Raw genomic sequence first — 16,987 nt, 5'->3', positions numbered from 1 at the left:
AATGACATCAACGGTGGGAGGGGGCTTGCCCCCGATGCTTATAGGCATCTACGCAAATCCTAACGGCTGGCCAGTAACGCTGTGTCGGCTGACCCGCCCCATCAGCGCACCGCACTCACCCCGTCCAACGTGGAAAACGACGTGTCCTTGGCCGTCAGCAGGAAGTCGCGCATATACGGCGCATCCAACATGTCGGCGCGAATGCCGGCGTACAACGTCGCGAACAACCCTTTCTCACCCAGGCGCTTAGCCTTTACGTAGCCGCGCGAGCTGTATTCATGCAGCGCCCAATGGGGCATGCCGCACACGCCACGGCCGCTGGCCACCAGTTGCATCATCATCACCGTCAGCTCGGAGGTGCGCACCTGGGCCGGTTCCACGTCGGCCGGTTCCAGAAAGCGCGTGAAGATGTCCAGGCGGTCGCGTTCCACCGGGTAGGTGATCAGGGTTTCGCTGAGCAAGTCTTCCGGCACGATATACGACTTGTTCGCCAGCGCATGCTGATTGGCCACGGCCAGCATCGCCTCGTAGGTGAACAACGGTACATAGGTGATGCCCGGCAGCTCCAGCGGGTCGGAGGTCACCACCAGGTCCAGGTCGCCACGGGCCAGGGCCGGCAGCGGGGCGAAGGCAAAACCGGAGGCCAAATCCAGCTCGACTTCCGGCCAGGCGTCGCGGAATTGGTCGATGGTCGGCATCAGCCATTGGAAGCAACTGTGGCATTCGATCGCCATGTGCAAGCGCCCGGCGGTGCCGCCGGCCAGGCGCGCGATATCGCGCTCGGCGCCGCGCAGCAAGGGCAGGGTGGCATCGGCCAATTGCAGCAGGCGCAGGCCGGCGCTGGTGAAGCGCAGCGGTTTGGTCTTGCGCACGAACAGCGGCATGCCCAGGCGTTCCTCCAGCTCCTTGAACTGGTGGGACAGCGCCGATTGCGTCAAATGCAGGCGCTCGGCGGCTTCCACCAGGCTGTCGGCTTCGCGCAGGGCGTGCAGGGTCTTTAAGTGACGGATTTCGAGCACGGGCTCTCCATGAGGGCAATTTGTGTTGAAGTGCAATGGCGTGAGTTTGGCTCATGTTGCAAAGCATGTCGACCATGACCACCGGGCACTCTTCATCAAACTGTCATGGAACTGTGGCAGCGCGCTTGAACAAACTTCATCAGACTCGCGCTCTACTGGGGTTCTGCGTTTTGGTGTTTTTCATGCGTGTGTTGTTTTTATTGGCCGCCTTGCTGTTCGGCCTGCCGTCTTTTGCGGCCTCCCGTTGCGATATCAACGTCCCGACCCAAACGGTCGATCTGGATCAGGTGAGCCTTGCCTATCAAAGCATCGGCCGTGCTTCGGACCCGGCCTTGTTGTTGGTGATGGGCCTGGGCGGGCAACTGATCCATTGGCCGGATGAAGTGGTAGTCGCCCTGTGTCAGCAAGGCTTTCGGGTGATCCGCTATGACAACCGTGATGTCGGCCTGTCCACTTGGCGCCAAGCGCCGGCCAGCGCCAACCTGACTTTTGAAGTGCTGCGCTACAAGCTCGGCCTGCCGGTGTCGGCGCCCTACACCCTGACCGATATGGCCGACGACGCCTTGGGCCTGATGGATGCGTTGCAGATCCAGCAATTTCACGTACTCGGCGCCAGCATGGGCGGCATGATCGCCCAGCACCTGGCGGCCATGGCGCCGCAGCGGGTCGAGAGCCTCACCCTGATCATGACCAGCTCCGGCGCCGAAGGGCTGCCGGCGCCGAACGCGGCGCTTGTGCAGTTGTTGTCGCGGCGCAGCGCGCCCAATCGCGAAGTCGCTCTGGAGCAACAGGCCGATCTGCTGGCGGCACTGGGCAGCCCAAACATCAAGGACGATCGCCAGGCTCTGCTGCACCAGGCGGCGCTGTCCTATGATCGCGCGTTCAACCCCGAAGGCGTGAAGCGCCAGATCATGGCGATCCTCGCCGAACCCAGCCGCGTGCCTTTGCTCAACCAGCTGCGCGTGCCGACGCTGGTGGTCCACGGCACCGCCGACCCGTTGCTGCCGGTGATGCACGGCGTGCACCTGGCGGCGCATATCCAGGGTAGCCAGTTGAAGCTGATCCCAGGCATGGCCCACCGGTTTCAGGAAGCGTTCAAGGCGCCGCTGCTGACGGCGGTGCTGCCGTACCTGCAAGCCCATCGCGAGGATGCCGCGCACTGGGCACGCATCGAGCCCGTGGCGCCTTCGAAGGTGTTGTGACATTGGTGTATGGTGCAACCTTTATGGCGCATATGGCCTGCGAGGTTGCCTAGCATGAGTACTCCCCTGAAAATCGATTTCGTCAGCGATGTGTCCTGTCCCTGGTGCATCATCGGCCTGCGCGGCCTGACCGATGCCCTGGACCAACTGGGCGCCGAGGTACAGGCCGAGATCCACTTCCAGCCGTTCGAACTCAACCCGAACATGCCGGCCGAAGGGCAGAACATCGTCGAACACATCACCGAGAAATACGGCTCCAGCGCTGAAGAGTCCCAGGCCAATCGCGCGCGCATCCGCGATCTGGGCGCGGCGTTGGGCTTTGCCTTTCGCACCGATGGCCAGAGCCGCATCTACAACACGTTCGATGCGCACCGCCTGCTGCATTGGGCCGGCCTTGAAGGCTTGCAGTACAACCTCAAGGAAGCCTTGTTCAAGGCCTACTTCACCGACCAGCAGAACCCCTCCGACCACGCCACCCTGGCGATCATCGCCGAAAGCGTCGGCCTGGATATCCAGCGCGCAGCCCAGATCCTCGCCAGCGACGAATACGCCGCCGACGTTCGCGAGCAGGAGCAACTGTGGGTTTCCCGGGGCGTGAGTTCGGTGCCCACCATCGTGTTCAACGACCAGTACGCCGTGAGCGGTGGCCAACCGGCCGAAGCCTTTGTGGGCGCGATTCGCCAGATCATCAACGAAGCCAAAAACTAGAGCCCCCTCTCCAAAGGTGGGAGGGGCGCTGCGACGATTCGATGGCTGAGTGTCGGTCAGCGCTTGTAGCGCTCCAACCACCTATCGAGGGCAAGCCCTCTCCCACAGGGTATGGCAGTGTGCTTGGAGTAAGTGCTGGCCCGCGCCTTGCATTGACCCCCTAAAGCCTTAGGGGAACACTGCCTTGAATATTCTCGATCTTGACCACAGCCTCACTGCGCAGGCGCCGATTGCCCGGCGGTTGGCCAGCGGCCAGGCCACGCGTATCGACCTGCTGGACCTGGGCCCCAAGCTGCGGCTGTGGTCCACCGCAAACACCTGGAAGCGCTTCGTCGAACGTCTGGCCCAGCGGCCTCGGCCCACCGACGCGCGACCGGAAATCCTGTTTATCGGCTCCGGCGATTATCACCACCTCACCCCGGCGTTCCTGGCCGATTTGAAAGAGCCGGTCAGCCTGATCCACTTTGACAATCACCCCGACTGGGTGCGCTTTGCGCCCAAGCGTCACTGCGGCTCGTGGGTCAACCGTGTGCTGAAAATGCCGGCGATTAAACGCATCGTCACCCTCGGCCCATGCAGTGACGACCTGCATAACCCGCAACTGCGCGGCGGTAACCTGGGGGCCCTCAGGCGCGGGCAGTTACAGCTGTTTCCCTGGCAGCATGCGCCGTCGAAAGTGTGGGGGCGGATCGGCGATGGCGCCGGGCATCAGCAGCGTGAAGATCAGCTGTATTGGCGCAACCTGGCGGAGCTGGATTGGACGGCATTTCTTGAGGAGATGATCAGCAGCCTGCCCACCGAAGCGGTGTGGATCACCGTTGATAAAGACGTGCTGGCCAGCGAAGACGCGGCCACCAACTGGGACCAGGGCGGCATGCGCCTGACCCACTTGCTCCAGGCCCTGCGCGCCTTGGCCGCGCGCAAACGCATTATCGGCATCGACGTGTGCGGCGAGTTCGCCACGCCAGCGTTCAGCAACGCGTTCAAGCGCTGGGAGGCCAAGTCCGATCAACCCCCCGCCGAGCGCTGGAGCCCTGAGGACTTGCAGCGCAATGCCGCGACCAATCAAGCCCTGATCGAACTGTTTGAGGAGTTGTTCCCGTGACCCTGACCGTAGTGGTGCTGGTGGCGTTTTCCATCGTGCTCGATGTGATCGGCCAGCTGTGTTTCAAGATGGGCCTGGACCGTTTGCCGGAGCTGGAGGGCGGCTTTCGCCTGAATGCGTTCTGGGGGCAGGTATTCAATGCGCCGTTGTTGTGGGCGGGGATCGGTGCCTATGTGATCGAGTTTTTCGTCTGGCTCGAAGCTTTGTCCCGCGCGCCGCTGAGCTTGCTGTTTCCGGCGGCGGCGCTGGCGTATTGCGGGGTGGTGCTCGTCGGCAAGCTGGTGCTGGGGGAAACCGTCAGCCGTCGGCGCTGGCTGGGAACCTTGGTGATCACGTTAGGGGTGATGCTGGTGGCGATTGGAGGAGGGCAGGCATGAGTACGCAGAACGTCAATGTCGGTTGGCTGCATGAACGCTTGGGCACGGTGGTGCTGTGGGCCCTGCTGATCTGCACCGAGAGCGCCGGCCAGCTGTTTACCAAGGTCGCCGGCGATCAGCTGGGGCAGATGGATTTCAATTGGCGGTGGCTGGTGGAAGTCGCGCATAACCCCGGCATCCTGGCGGCGATTGCCTGCTACATCGGCGCGTTTTTCGTGTGGATGCTGATCCTGCGGCGCAGCAGTTTGTCCCTGGCCTTTCCCCTGAGTTCGCTGGTGTTCGTGGTGGTGCTGTTGGGGTCGTGGCTGGGGCTGGGGGAACATATCAGCCTGCTGCACTGGGTGGGGGTTGCAGTGATCATCGGCGGCATCGCCCTGTTGGCCGAAGGCGAAGAGAACTGATGGTAGAGGGGCTTGGCCCCCCGATGTTCATGGGTGGGAGGGGCAAGCCCCTCCCACATTGAATCAGTCGAACTTGTAGCTGATCGCCGTCTGCACCTGCCCCTGGTTCACATCGCCAGTCTGCTTTACGATGCTGCTGTCCGCCGCCGAGCCCACCAAGTGCACCCAGCTGGCGCTGGTCAACAGGGACCAGTGGGGCGCCAGGGGGAATTCGAAACTCTGGGTCAGCGTCACATTCTGGAAGCCGCCGCTGGCGCTGTACGGGCGATACCCGGTGGCGGCGGCCTCGTGGTCGTCCACGCCGAAAAACGTGTTGGTCTGCCGTGCGTCGGCGAAATGCGCCACCAGGCCGCTGCTGCCGATGATTCCGCCGCCCAGTGGGTAGCCCAGTTCGCCACCCAGTTTGCCCAACGTGCCGCTCTGAGCGTGGCCGCCGCCGACGGCCTGGCCCAACTGCGCGTAGACCCGCCAGAAATCAGCCGGTGCGTACTGCACGAAGCCACCGATCTCAGCCATGTCCGACACATTGCGCAGGCCCTGTAGCGAGCCGTTGGAAGTACGTCCTTGCAGGTAATTGATATACGGCCCAGCGCTGAAACCGTGGGTGTTCAACGCGCTCCAGGTCAGGCCGTCGTCGGTGCTGAGGCTGACATTGCCCCAGTCCAGGTCCACATAGGGCACGGGCCGGGTTTCGTAGCGGCTGCCGGTCGGGTCGTGGGGCTGGTAGCTCAGGCCGGCGCCTACTTCACCGCTGATGCCGTCGGCCAACGCGGCATTGGAGACACTCCACAGGCCAAGTAAACCGGCGAATGCCGCGCGGGTGATCCTCAACATGGTCACTGTTCCTTGATTGAATACCCGCGCATGAACGCGCAAAGCATGGCGGCCGTGCAAGCACTCATCTTGTTTGTAGCAAGCTACAAAAATTGTAGCTTCCACGACACTTATCACCTCCGTACCCCGAGCAAAGCCCCAGCCCCACGGGGTGATGGCCAGTTGGCACAGTCTCTGCTCTACCCCTGGTGCAAGCGCATGCAGCGCGCCCTCTTCAAGGTAAACGCAGATGATTGACTGGCATATCGTGTGTGACTTCGACGGGACCATCACGCCCACCGATGTCATCGACAACGTCCTCCAACGCTTCGCCGGCCCCGAGTGGGAAACCATCGAGCAGCAATGGCTGGACGGGCATATCGGTTCACGCGAATGCCTGAGCCGCCAACTGGCACTGATCAAAGCCACGCCCAGCGAGCTGCTGGCGTACTTCGACAGCGTCGAGATCGACCCGGACTTTCCGGACTTCGTCGATCACGTCCTCGGCCTGGGGGCGAGCCTGGAAGTGGTCAGCGACGGCATCGAGCAAGGCATTGCGCGGATTTTGTCGCGCAACTACGTGACCTTGCTGCCGATCCTCGCCAACCGCCTGCGCCAGGTCGACCAGAACAGCTGGCGCATCGACTTTCCGTATTCCAGCGATGCCTGCCGCGCTGCATCCGGCAACTGCAAGTGCAAATCCACGCCAGGCAACAAGCGGGTACTGGTGATCGGCGACGGCAAGTCCGACATGTGCGTGGCGTCCACCGCCGACTTCGTATTCGCCAAGGGCAGCCTCGCCGAGTACTGCACCGCCAATGCCATCCCCCACGCGCGCTTCGACACCTTCGCCGAAGTGACCGCACTGCTGGCGCGGTTCCCGCAGAGCCTTGCCGCCAACGCCACCTCCTTTGCTACCGACTCTCAGGAACTCTTCCATCATGTCTGATATCCGCATCGCTACCGCCGAAGACCAGGTGCTTCTGGATAAAGAAGCCAAGTATTGCTCCTACGGGGACACCGTCCACTACATCGAGCCGCCGCGCATTTTCAGCCGCTGCGAAGGCTCCTACGTGTGGGACACCGAAGACCAGGCCTACCTCGACCTGCAAATGTGGTACTCGGCGGTCAACTTCGGCTACGCCAACCCGCGCCTGAACAACGCGCTGAAACAGCAGATCGATACCCTGCCGCAGATCGCCAGCCAGTACCTGCACAAGGGCAAGATCGAGCTGTCGGAAATGATCGCGGTGGACGCCAAGAACAAGTTCGGTCGCGACGGTCGCGTGCACTTCAATGTCGGCGGCTCGCAATCGATTGAAGACTCCCTGAAGGTGGTGCGCAACGCTACCAACGGCAAGAGTTTGATGTTCGCCTTCGAAGGCGGTTACCACGGGCGCACCCTCGGTGCTTCGTCGATCACTTCCAGCTACCGCTACCGTCGCCGCTATGGCCACTTTGGCGAGCGCGCGCAGTTCATCCCGTTTCCGTACCACTTCCGTGGGCCCAAGGGCATGACCAAGGAAGAATATGGCAGCCACTGCGTGCAGCAATTCGCGCGGCTGTTCGAGACCGAATACAACGGCGTGTGGGACCCGAAAGTCGGCCAGAGCGAATACGCCGCGTTCTACGTCGAGCCGATCCAGGGCACCGGCGGTTACGTGATCCCGCCGATGAACTTCTACCGCGAGCTCAAGCAGGTGCTGGATCAGCACGGCATTCTGCTGGTTTCCGATGAAATCCAGATGGGCTTCTACCGCACCGGCAAGCTGTGGTCGATCGAGCACTTCGACGTGCAGCCCGATGTGATCGTGTTCGGCAAGGCGCTGACCAACGGCCTCAACCCCCTGGGTGGTATCTGGGCTCGCGAAGAGTTGATCAACCCGAAGATCTTCCCGCCAGGCTCGACCCACTCCACCTTCGCCTCCAACCCGCTGGGCACGGCGGTGGGCCTGGAAATGTTCAAGATGACCAACGAAGTCGACTACGGCGCGATGGTGATGGCCAAGGGCAAGTTCTTCCTTGAAGGTTTGCAGGATTTGCAGAAGCGTTTCCCGATCATCGGTGACGTGGACGGCCTGGGCCTGGCCCTGCGCTGCGAAATCTGCGGCCCGGACGGTTTCACCCCGGACAAGGCAACCCTGGACTACATGGTCGAGGAAGGCATGAAGGGCGATATGGTGGTCGACGGGCAGAAACTCGGCCTGATCCTCGACGTAGGCGGTTACTACAAAAACGTGATCACCCTGGCGCCGTCCCTAGAAATCAGCTACCCGGAAATCGAACTGGGCCTCAAGCTGCTGGAACAACTGCTGGTACGGGCGACCAACCGGTGAACAGTCACGGGTTCGACCTCGGTGAAGGTGATGCCGGTTTCGTGCTCGGCAACGGTCCGGTCGGGGTCCTGTTGATCCATGGCCTGACCGGCACCCCGAACGAATTGCGCCAGGTCGCCAAGGGCCTGGCCAAGGACGGTACGTGCACGGTGTACGTGCCGACCCTGGCCGGGCACTGTGGCGGCAACAGCGACTTGCAGGCCACCGGCTGGCGCGACTGGTACGAAGGCGTGCGCAAGACCTTCGTGCAGGTGCGCCAGCGGCATGGGCAAGTGTTCGTCGGTGGCTTGTCCATGGGCGCGGTGATGTCGATGTACCTGGCTTCGGAGCATCCGGGCCAAGTCGCCGGGCTGCTGATGTATTCCACCACCCTTAAGTACGACGGCTGGAGCATCAGCAAAATGGCGTTCATCACGCCGTTGCTGATCCGCATCCCGTTCGGCGTGCGCCTGTTCCGGTTTACTGAAAAGCCGCCCTACGGCATCAAGAACCAACGGTTACGGGCAATCGTCGAGCGGCAGATGAAGGAGGGTGAAAGCAGCGAGGCGGGGTTATTGACCATGGAAGGGGTGACGGTGCGCGAGTTGCACTGGATGAACGCCGTGGTGAAAAAACGCATGCCGTCGATCAACGTCCCGGCGCTGGTGCTGCATTCGATCGAAGACGATATCACCAGCCGCTGGAACGCCGACTACGTCGAACGCCACCTCGGCGGGCCGGTGACCAAGATCCTGCTGGATGACTGCTACCACATGATCACCGTCGACCTGCAATACCGGCGGGTGATCGAACTGAGCGCCGCTTTTATCCGCGAACGGGCGAACGATGATGTGTTGGCGTGTTGTGGTTAATGCGACTGTTGTGCTGAGCGGGCTGTGCGCCAAGCAAGCTCTTGGTGGTGAGCAGGTCAAGCCTGCTCACCGCGCGACCTGACCCAACTAGATCCTCAGCCAAAAAAGGGGAACACGTGATCACCACCCAAGCCTTTGCAACCATCCGGGCGCTCCAGCGCAGTGCCTGGAACGATTGTTTTCCCGGTGCGCTGGAGGACTGGGATTATTACGTCGCCGTGGAAAACGCCGCCATCGAGGATTTTCAATGGCGCTATCTGGCCGTGTACGACAATGGAACGCTGGTGGCCGTGGCGCCGGCCTTTATCACCCATTACCGCCTCGACACCACTGTGTCCGGTGTCGGCAAGCGCTTGACCACGCGCTTGCAACGCGTGTGGCCCGGGGCTTTGCAGTTGGGGTTGTATGCAGTGGGCTCGCCAGTGGCCGAGCGCTGCGACGTCGGGTTTGCCAGTGACGTGCCGGCCGCGCGCCGACCGCTGTTGCTCAAGCACCTGTTGCACGCCGCGCGACAGGACGCCGATGACCTCGGCATCGGCCTGCTGGCGGTCAAGGATGCCCCCAGCCATGACCCGCACTGGCGCGAAAGCTGCCGCGCCGCCGGTTTCCAGAGCATGCCGAGCCTGCCCACCGGCGTGCTGCCGCTGCCCTATGGCTCGGTGGACGCCTACCTCGGCTCGCTGGGCAAATCCACGCGCAAGGACCTGCGCCGCAAGCTGCGCGCGCCGGGGCCGCGGGTCGAGTGGCGGGACAATATCGATGATGTGCTGCCCGAGGTCATGAGGCTGTACGAAGCCACGCTTACCCGCGCCGAATTGCAGTTCGAACGCTTGCCCGCCGACTACTTCACCGGCGTGCTCGAACGCCTCGAAGGGCGCGCGGTGTGTGTGCTGTACTGGGTGGACGAGCAACTGGTGGCGTTCAACCTCATGCTCAGGGACGAACATCGGCTGGTGGACAAGTTCTTCGGGCATGACGTCGCCTTCACCCGCGACCACAACCTGTACTTTCGCAGTTGGCTGACCAATGTCGACTACTGTATTCAACACAAAATTGCAGCGTACGAGTGCGGGCAGGCCGGGTATGCCAGTAAGCTGCGCCTGGGCTGCGAGTTCCAGGGCAACCAGGTGTTCTTCCGACACCGCAACCGCCTGGTCAACGGCCTGCTTGCGCTGGTAAAACTGTTTATTCGACCGGATCGTTCCGACCCTGCCATGGCTGCCGCAATAAGCGAAACCCGATGATCACCAAGACCCGCCAGAAAGCCCGTCCGTTTGCCATTTCGCGCTGGAGTGTCCAGCGCAAGCTGGTGCTGGCGTTCTGGTTGGTCAGCGTGATCCCCACCATGATTGCGGCGGAATTGGCCGCCACCACGCTGTCGGAAATTTTCGACAGCAACGTGCGCATCTGGCTGCAGGAGTCGACCAAGATCGTCAAGGACGAGATCGGCGATATCCTTCACGACAACGCGCGCATGGCCAAACTGTTCTTGCGCTACACCAGTCCGCCAGAGAGCAGGCAAGCCGCCAAGCACGATCGTCTGACCGCGGACATAGCCGATGCCACCGACATCGATGTGGTCGCGCTGATCCGCGTGAGTGACAACAAACCGGTGTTCAGCACCGCCGCCGACGACATCGTCAAACAGATCAGCCTGGCCCGGAACACCGTATTGCAGACCGTGCAGGTGGGCGGTGTTTCCACCGGCATCGTGGTCTCCACCTTCGAGACCACCCAGGAGGGCGTCGACTATGTGCTGTTGGTCGGCACCTACCTGGACAGCAGCTTCCTCACCAGCGTGGCCGATGTGCATTCCCTAGACCTGCGCCTGTACCTGGCCAACCCGGACGGCTTCTCGGAAATCTTTTCGACCCAACGCTTCGAGGATCACCCCTCGCGCATCCCCAAGGACGTCGAAACCGCGATGCGCAGCACGCGCCAACCCAGCGAGCAGTTCACCCATAACTACAGCGGCCTGTACTGGCCAATCTTCAACGACGCCGGCGAGTTGCAAGGCGTGATTTTCAGCGGGTTGCTGCGCCACACCAGCCTGGTGGGGCTGGTCAACCAGAGCAACTTGTTCGTGCTGATCTTTGTGCTCAGCTCGGCGTTGTCCCTGGCGGCCGGGGTGCTGGTGTCGCGACGCCTGACCAAGCCGCTGCGGGATCTGTCCCAGGGCGTCAGCGCGGTGATCTCAGGCGATTATGCGCACCGCGTCGAGGTCAGCGGCGGCGACGAATTGGCCCAGTTGAGCAGCACCTTCAACCACATGACCGAACGCTTGGGCGAATTGCACCAGCTCGAAGCCCAATTGCGGCGCCGCGACCGCCTGCATGCCCTGGGCGAAGTCGCCATGGGCCTGGCCCACGAGATCCGCAACCCGTTGGGCATCATCAAGACCGCCACCCAGTTGCTGCACCGCCGCGCCGACCTGCCGGACGCCGACAAGCGCCACCTCGAATATGTGATCAGTGAAGTCAGCCGCATCAATGACCTGATCACCGAGTTTCTCGACTTTGCCAAGCCCAACCCGCCGCTGCGCGTGGTGCAACCGGCGCGTGCACTGGTGGAAGAAATCCTCGGCTTCTGCGCGCCGGAACTGGCCACCCATAACATCGATGCGCAGATCGACGACCAGTCGCCGGGGGCGACGCTGTATGCCGATGCCCGCCAACTCAAACAGGCGTGTCTCAACCTGATCATCAACGCTATCGACGCCATGCCCGACGGCGGGCGTTTGACCTTGGGCATTCGCAGCGTGGGCGACAACACCGTCATCAGCATTGCCGACAGCGGCCAAGGTATTCCCGCCGAGATGATCGAGCGTATCTTCACGCCGTTTGTCACCACCAAGGCTTCGGGCACGGGGCTGGGGCTGGCCAAGGTCTATTCGATCATGGAAAGTCACGACGGCAGCATCGAATGCGCCAGTGAGAAAGAGGCCGGCGCCACCTTCAGCCTGTACATTCCGGCGCGGGGCGAAGACGACGAGGACAGTCATGACGCATAACGTATTAGTAGTCGACGATGAGCCCAAGCTGTGTGATTTGCTCGCCTCGGCCCTGGGCCAGAACGGCATTCAAGTATTCACCGCCGGCAACGGCCTGCACGCGCTCAAGGTGTTGGAGCAGGAAGACATCGACCTGGTGATCAGTGACTGGCGCATGCCGGGCATGGACGGTGCGGCGCTGCTGGCGGAAATCAAAACGCGCTACCCTCAGGTGCCGGTGATCGTGATGACTGCCTACAGCACAGTGAAAAACGCTGTGCAGTCGATGCGTAACGGCGCCTATGACTACATCGCCAAGCCGTTCGATATCGACGAACTCGATATCACCGTGGCCAAAGCCCTGCAGTTTCGCGACATCCTGCGCGACAACGCACGCCTGCGCGCCGAGCTGGATGAGCACGCGCAGTTCGACAGCCTGGTGGGCGACAGCCCGGCGTTTCGCAAGGTGCTCCAGGCAGTGGATTCGGTGCGCGACAGCAGCGCCACCATCCTGCTGACTGGCGAGAGTGGTACCGGCAAGGAAATGGTCGCGCGCGCCATCCACAAGCACGGCAGCCGCGCCGACAAACCCTTCGTGGCGGTCAACTGCGCGGCGATTCCCGAAGGCTTGTTGGAAAGCGAGATGTTTGGCCATCGCAAGGGCGCGTTCACCGGCGCGGTGTCGGACCGGGTCGGGCGCTTCCAGCAGGCCGACAAGGGCACGTTGTTTCTCGATGAAGTAGGCGATATGCCCCTGGCCTTGCAGGCCAAGATCCTGCGCGCTTTGCAGGAGCGGGTGATCGAGCCGGTGGGCGACCCGCGTGAGCGCAAGGTGGACGTGCGAGTGATCGCCGCCACCAATAAAAACCTGCTGGATGCAGTGGCCAACAAAGAGTTTCGCGAAGACCTGTATTACCGCCTCAATGTGTTCCCGATCCCGCTACCGGCCCTGCGCGAGCGGGTGGAAGACATCGCGCCCCTGGCCCGGCATTTCGCCCAGACCCTGAGCGCCACCGCCGGCAAACGCATCACCGGTTTCAGCCCCGAGGCCTTGCAGGCCATGGCGGCGTATCACTGGCCGGGTAATATCCGCGAGCTGCAAAACTGCGTGGAGCGCGCGACCATCGTGGCAGCCACGCCCGTGATCGAAGACATCGATTTGCCAGGCTATCTGTTTGCTTCCAAGCCCAGCGAGGGCGGCGTGGCGACGATTCTCAGCGACGGCCCCGGCATTCCCCAGGACTTGGATGCGGCGCTGGCCGAGGTCGAGAAAGCCTACATCCTGGCGGCGTTACAGGAGAGCAACGGCGTACAGGCCGCGGCGGCGGCAAAGATCGGGATTTCCGAGCGCAGCTTCTGGTATCGCCTGAAGAAGCTGGGCATCCAGGTCGACAAAATAGTCCGCTGACTCAACCGGGATAAAACTGTGGGAGGAGGCTTGCCCTAATGCCAGTCAGTTAGGGGATTCAGTTGATCCAGCCCAGGCAATAACTTTCAAAGGTGGGAGGGGGCTTGCCCCCGATTGCAGTGGCCCAGTTACAGATGAGCTGACTGTCACACAGCTATCGGGGGCAAGCCCCCTCCCACATGTTTGACCGCAGTGTGTCAGGTGTGAAGGCGTACCCAGACGCTTACCAGCACAGTTGCGGCGATTAGCCACGCTACTGCCGCTACGGCTAAAGAAGCCTCCAGGCGCATTCGGTCGACCATCACATACAACGCAGCCAGGTACACAAAGTACGGAATGATCGACCACATGCCGAACAGGATGGTGGTCTTCAAGTCTTCCACCGAGCGGCCTTTGCCGACGATGTAGTGGGCGATCAGCGCAAAGGTCGGGAACAGCGGCACCAGCCCGGCGATGTAGTAGTTCTTGGTCTTGGCCAGCGCGGCGAGTATCAGCACCACCGCCGCGCCCAGGGCGGCCTTCAGAAACAGATCCATCAGTGACTCAACCCATATTTTTTGACTTTGTCGAACAGCGTGGTCTTGGCCATTCCCAGCTCCTGGCTGGCTTGGGTCAGGTTGCCGCCGCTGCGTTGCAGGGCGTCCATCAGCAAATTGCGCTCAAAGGCTTCCACCGCCTCGGTAAAGGCCAACCCCTGGCCGCCGCTGCTGGCGCCGCTTTTTTTGAATGCGGGCAGGCCGAGTGCGAAGCGTTCGGCGACGTTGCGCAATTCGCGGACGTTGCCGGGCCAGTCGTGGCTCATCAAGCTGGATAGGGTCTGGTTATCCAGCTCCGGCGCGGTGCGGTCGAAGCGCAGCGACGACTGCTGCAGGAAATGCTCGAACAATTGCAGGATGTCTTCGCGGCGCTCGCGCAGTGGCGGCAACTCCAGGGTGACCACGTTGAGGCGGTAATACAGGTCGCTGCGGAACTGACTGGCGCGGCTCAGTTCGTCCAGGTCGGACTTGGTCGCGGCAATCACTCGGCAATCCACCGCCACGCTCTGGTTGGAGCCGAGGCGTTCCAGGGTGCGTTCCTGCAACACCCGCAGCAGTTTGATCTGCAGGTTGATGGGCATGCTTTCCACTTCGTCGAGGAACAGCGTGCCTTCATGGGCGTGTTCGATCTTGCCGATACGCCGCTTGCCGGCGCCAGTGAAGGCGTTGGCTTCGTGGCCGAAAATCTCGCTTTCAAACAGGTTTTCCGGCAAGCCGCCGCAGTTCAGGGCGACGAACTGGTGGGCGTGGCGCCGGCTGAAATCATGCAGGCAGCGGGCGACCAGTTCCTTGCCTGTGCCGGTTTCACCTTCGATCAACACATTGGCTGAGGTGTCGGCGACATTGGCGATCAATTCGCGCAGGTTCTGCATGGCCGGCGAACGCCCGATGATGCGGCCTTCCAGGGAGTCGCGTTCGGCCAGTTGACGGCGCAGCGCCCAGACTTCCCGCGCCAGCCCGCGCTGCTCCAGGGCGCGCCGGGCGACGTCCACCAGGCGTTCGGGGGAGAAGGGTTTTTCCATGAAGTCATAGGCGCCGTTGCGCATCGCCCCGACGGCCATGGAAATATCGCCGTGCCCCGTGATGAGCACCACCGGCAGGCTTTTATCCAGGGCTTTGAGGCGGGTGAGCAGCTCCAGGCCGTCGATGCCCGGCAGGCGGATATCGCTGATGACAATGCCGGCAAAGTTCTCGCCGACGCGCTTCAAGGCTTCCTCGGCGCTGGCCACCCCCACACTGGTGATGTCTTCCAGCGCCAGGGCCTGCTGGCAACCGAGCAGCACATGGGGGTCGTCTTCGACGATCAGGACGGTGAGGTCATTGGGGTCTGTATTCATGTCGACTCAGTGGGGTGAGCGCCCGCCAATGGCAGGCTCAGGACAAAGGCCGTACCACCGCTGGGCGGGTGTTCCACGGCGAGGTTGCCGCCGGTGGCCGCCGCCAGGCTGGCCGACAGGGTCAGCCCCAGGCCCAGGCCTTGTTCGCCGGGTTTGGTGGTAAAGAACGGTTCGAACAAATGTTTGCGCGCCTCGGGGTCGATGCCGTGGCCATTGTCGCGCACCTGCAAGCGGTATTTGCCCTCGGCGTTGCTGCCCTCCAGCCACAGTTCGGGCGCCGGCTGGGCCTGCATGGCATCCAGGGCGTTGCCGATCAGGTTGACCAGGATCTGCTCCAGGCGCGTTTGATCGATCTGCAATGGGGCGTCGGTAAAGTCACGGTGCAAGGTCAGTGGCAGGTTGTCCAGACGCGCGCTCAGCACCTGGAGCGCGGCGTCCACAGCCTTGGCCAGGCTGGCTTGGCCCTGGTCGTCGCCACGCCGGGCGAACGAGCGCAGGCTGGCGGTGATGCGGCCCATGCGGTCGATCAGTTCGTTGATGGTCTTGAGGTTGGTGCTGGCGGTGTCCAGCGCGCCGCGTTCGAGGAAGCGCACGGTATTGCCGGACAAGGTGCGCAGCGCCGCCAACGGCTGGTTCAATTCATGGGCGATGCTGGTGGACATCTGGCCGATGGCCGCCAGTTTACCGGCCTGCACCAGTTCATCCTGGGCGCGGCGCAGGGTTTCTTCGGCCTGGCGCCGTTCGCGGATCTGGCCCTTGAGCCGTTCGTTGCTGGCGCGCAGGTCGGCGGTGCGTTCGGCGATCCGCCGCTCCAGTTGGCTGTTGGCTTCCTGCAAGGCTTCCCGCGCGGCGAGGCGGGTGGCGATGACCTTGCGTCGCTCGTTCCAGGCAATCAGCAGGAATGCCACCAGGCCGAAGGCGACCGCCACCAGGATGCCCTGATTGATCGCTGCGCGACGCAGGTCGTTGAGTGGGGTGAGGAGGGTGAAGCTCCAGGGGGTGTCATTGAGCGGGCGCGATTGCGCCAGGTAGCTGACCTCGTGCTCGTCGTTGACCACTTCACTATTGGCCGGGAAGGTCAGTTTTTCCGTGCCTTCCTTCAAACGCTCGCGTGCCAGGGGCTCCAGCTCGTTCAAGGTGGCCCAGTAGTATTGCAGGCTGTGGGCGAGGCGTTCTTTGACCTCGTCGCTCAGTGGACGCACGGCCTTGAGGCGGCGGGCCGGGTCGCTGGATAGAATGATGATGCCGTTCTCGTCGCTCACGAACGCTTCGAGACGCGCACGCTGCCAGCGCTCTTCCAGGGCTTCGAGGCGCACTTTGACCACGGCGACGCCAATGATTTTGCCGTGCTCCTCCAGGCCATGGGCCAAGTAGTAGCCAGGCTCGCCGTTGGTGCTGCCGATGCCGTAGAAACGACCGGGCTGGCCGCGCACGGCGTTCTGGAAATACGCGCGGAAGGACAGGTCTTCCCCCTGGTAACTGTCGGCATCGCGCCAGTTACTGGTGGCGAGTACGCGGCCAGTGGTGTCCATCACGTAGATGGCCCGGCTGCGGCTGCGTCGGTTCAGGCCTTCGAGGTAATCGTTGACGGCTTTGCGGGTTTCTTGATTCGGGTCGGCCAGCAGCGTGGAGACACTGGTCTCCAGCTCCAGCAGGCTGGGCAGGTAGGTGTATTTGCTGATCTCGCTCTCGACGGTACGGGCATGCAGCTCCAACTGGCGTTCGCCGTTGTCGCTGAGGGTGCGGATGCCATAGTACTCACTGATCCAGAAGCCGATGTAACCCAGGCCGATCATCAGGGCGATGATCAACGGCGGCAGGAACAACTGGCGAATCAGGCGAGGTTTCACGGCAAGTGATGGCGGTGCGGCGCGAAATTGGTTGGGGTCGCATTTCATCACAGAT

The 16,987-nt window shown here is 62.5% G+C and carries 16 protein-coding genes; 11 read left to right on the top strand and 5 right to left on the bottom strand.

Annotated elements, in window-relative coordinates; genetic code table 11:
* Positions 1-101: 101 nt before the first annotated feature.
* The gene (metR, locus tag YA0848_RS18740) at positions 102-1,019 is read right to left on the bottom strand and encodes a transcriptional regulator MetR (RefSeq protein ID WP_034096103.1); all 918 of its coding nucleotides are present in this window, start codon (positions 1,017-1,019) and stop codon (positions 102-104) included.
* A 182-nt stretch (positions 1,020-1,201) separates the two neighbouring features.
* Here metR and YA0848_RS18735 point away from each other — a divergent pair, with 182 nt between their 5' ends.
* The 5 genes from YA0848_RS18735 to YA0848_RS18715 all read left to right on the top strand — a co-directional run bounded on the left by YA0848_RS18735 (position 1,202) and on the right by YA0848_RS18715 (position 4,812).
* The gene (locus tag YA0848_RS18735) at positions 1,202-2,221 is read left to right on the top strand and encodes an alpha/beta fold hydrolase (RefSeq protein WP_047881579.1); all 1,020 of its coding nucleotides are present in this window, start codon (positions 1,202-1,204) and stop codon (positions 2,219-2,221) included.
* A 54-nt stretch (positions 2,222-2,275) separates the two neighbouring features.
* Positions 2,276-2,929, top strand: a complete 654-nt coding sequence (locus YA0848_RS18730) for a DsbA family oxidoreductase (RefSeq protein WP_034096105.1) — start codon at positions 2,276-2,278, stop codon at positions 2,927-2,929.
* Between the two features lie 184 nt (positions 2,930-3,113).
* Entirely contained in the window at positions 3,114-4,034 is a 921-nt protein-coding gene (locus YA0848_RS18725; RefSeq protein ID WP_099312749.1) for an arginase, read from the top strand.
* The gene (locus YA0848_RS18720; protein WP_034096107.1) at positions 4,031-4,411 is read left to right on the top strand and encodes an EamA family transporter; all 381 of its coding nucleotides are present in this window, start codon (positions 4,031-4,033) and stop codon (positions 4,409-4,411) included. The genes YA0848_RS18725 and YA0848_RS18720 overlap by 4 nt, the downstream gene beginning before the upstream one ends.
* Entirely contained in the window at positions 4,408-4,812 is a 405-nt protein-coding gene (locus tag YA0848_RS18715) for an EamA family transporter (protein ID WP_034096108.1), read from the top strand. The genes YA0848_RS18720 and YA0848_RS18715 overlap by 4 nt, the downstream gene beginning before the upstream one ends.
* 63 nt (positions 4,813-4,875) lie before the next feature.
* Here the strand turns inward: YA0848_RS18715 and YA0848_RS18710 are convergent, their stop codons facing one another.
* Positions 4,876-5,646: a MipA/OmpV family protein gene (locus YA0848_RS18710; RefSeq protein WP_034096109.1), complete on the bottom strand. Its 771-nt coding sequence runs from the start codon at positions 5,644-5,646 to the stop codon at positions 4,876-4,878.
* 229 nt (positions 5,647-5,875) lie between these two features.
* On the opposite strand from YA0848_RS18710, the gene YA0848_RS18705 reads away from it, so the two are divergent.
* The 6 genes from YA0848_RS18705 to YA0848_RS18680 all read left to right on the top strand — a co-directional run bounded on the left by YA0848_RS18705 (position 5,876) and on the right by YA0848_RS18680 (position 13,209).
* On the top strand, positions 5,876-6,574 hold the full coding sequence (locus YA0848_RS18705) for an HAD-IB family phosphatase (RefSeq protein WP_169902718.1): 699 nt from the start codon (positions 5,876-5,878) through the stop codon (positions 6,572-6,574).
* Positions 6,567-7,961 carry an aspartate aminotransferase family protein gene (locus tag YA0848_RS18700; RefSeq protein ID WP_034096112.1) on the top strand — a complete coding sequence of 465 codons (1,395 nt, stop codon included), beginning with the start codon at positions 6,567-6,569 and terminating at the stop codon, positions 7,959-7,961. Before YA0848_RS18705 ends, YA0848_RS18700 begins: the two co-directional genes overlap by 8 nt.
* Positions 7,958-8,812, top strand: coding sequence for an alpha/beta hydrolase (locus YA0848_RS18695; RefSeq protein WP_034111951.1), 855 nt, complete (start codon positions 7,958-7,960; stop codon positions 8,810-8,812). Before YA0848_RS18700 ends, YA0848_RS18695 begins: the two co-directional genes overlap by 4 nt.
* A gap of 116 nt (positions 8,813-8,928) precedes the next feature.
* Positions 8,929-10,056, top strand: a complete 1,128-nt coding sequence (locus YA0848_RS18690; protein WP_034096114.1) for a GNAT family N-acetyltransferase — start codon at positions 8,929-8,931, stop codon at positions 10,054-10,056.
* A complete protein-coding gene (locus YA0848_RS18685) occupies positions 10,053-11,822 on the top strand; it encodes a sensor histidine kinase (protein WP_034111953.1) in 1,770 nt (589 codons plus the stop codon). Before YA0848_RS18690 ends, YA0848_RS18685 begins: the two co-directional genes overlap by 4 nt.
* A complete protein-coding gene (locus YA0848_RS18680) occupies positions 11,812-13,209 on the top strand; it encodes a sigma-54-dependent transcriptional regulator (RefSeq protein WP_034096116.1) in 1,398 nt (465 codons plus the stop codon). Before YA0848_RS18685 ends, YA0848_RS18680 begins: the two co-directional genes overlap by 11 nt.
* A gap of 197 nt (positions 13,210-13,406) precedes the next feature.
* Here the strand turns inward: YA0848_RS18680 and YA0848_RS18675 are convergent, their stop codons facing one another.
* The 3 genes from YA0848_RS18675 to YA0848_RS18665 are packed head-to-tail and all read right to left on the bottom strand — an operon-like array spanning position 13,407 to position 16,980.
* Positions 13,407-13,745, bottom strand: coding sequence for a GlpM family protein (locus tag YA0848_RS18675; protein ID WP_034096117.1), 339 nt, complete (start codon positions 13,743-13,745; stop codon positions 13,407-13,409).
* A complete protein-coding gene (locus tag YA0848_RS18670) occupies positions 13,745-15,082 on the bottom strand; it encodes a sigma-54-dependent transcriptional regulator (RefSeq protein WP_034096118.1) in 1,338 nt (445 codons plus the stop codon). Before YA0848_RS18670 ends, YA0848_RS18675 begins: the two co-directional genes overlap by 1 nt.
* Positions 15,079-16,980 carry a sensor histidine kinase gene (locus tag YA0848_RS18665; RefSeq protein ID WP_034096119.1) on the bottom strand — a complete coding sequence of 634 codons (1,902 nt, stop codon included), beginning with the start codon at positions 16,978-16,980 and terminating at the stop codon, positions 15,079-15,081. The genes YA0848_RS18670 and YA0848_RS18665 overlap by 4 nt, the downstream gene beginning before the upstream one ends.
* Positions 16,981-16,987: the final 7 nt, after the last annotated feature.

This window comes from Pseudomonas sp. S4_EA_1b (assembly GCF_016307435.1).
Classification (GTDB): Bacteria; Pseudomonadota; Gammaproteobacteria; order Pseudomonadales; family Pseudomonadaceae; genus Aquipseudomonas; species Aquipseudomonas rhodesiae.
Note: the sequence above shows the minus strand (reverse complement) of the source record. Positions and strands in the feature narration are given on the sequence as shown.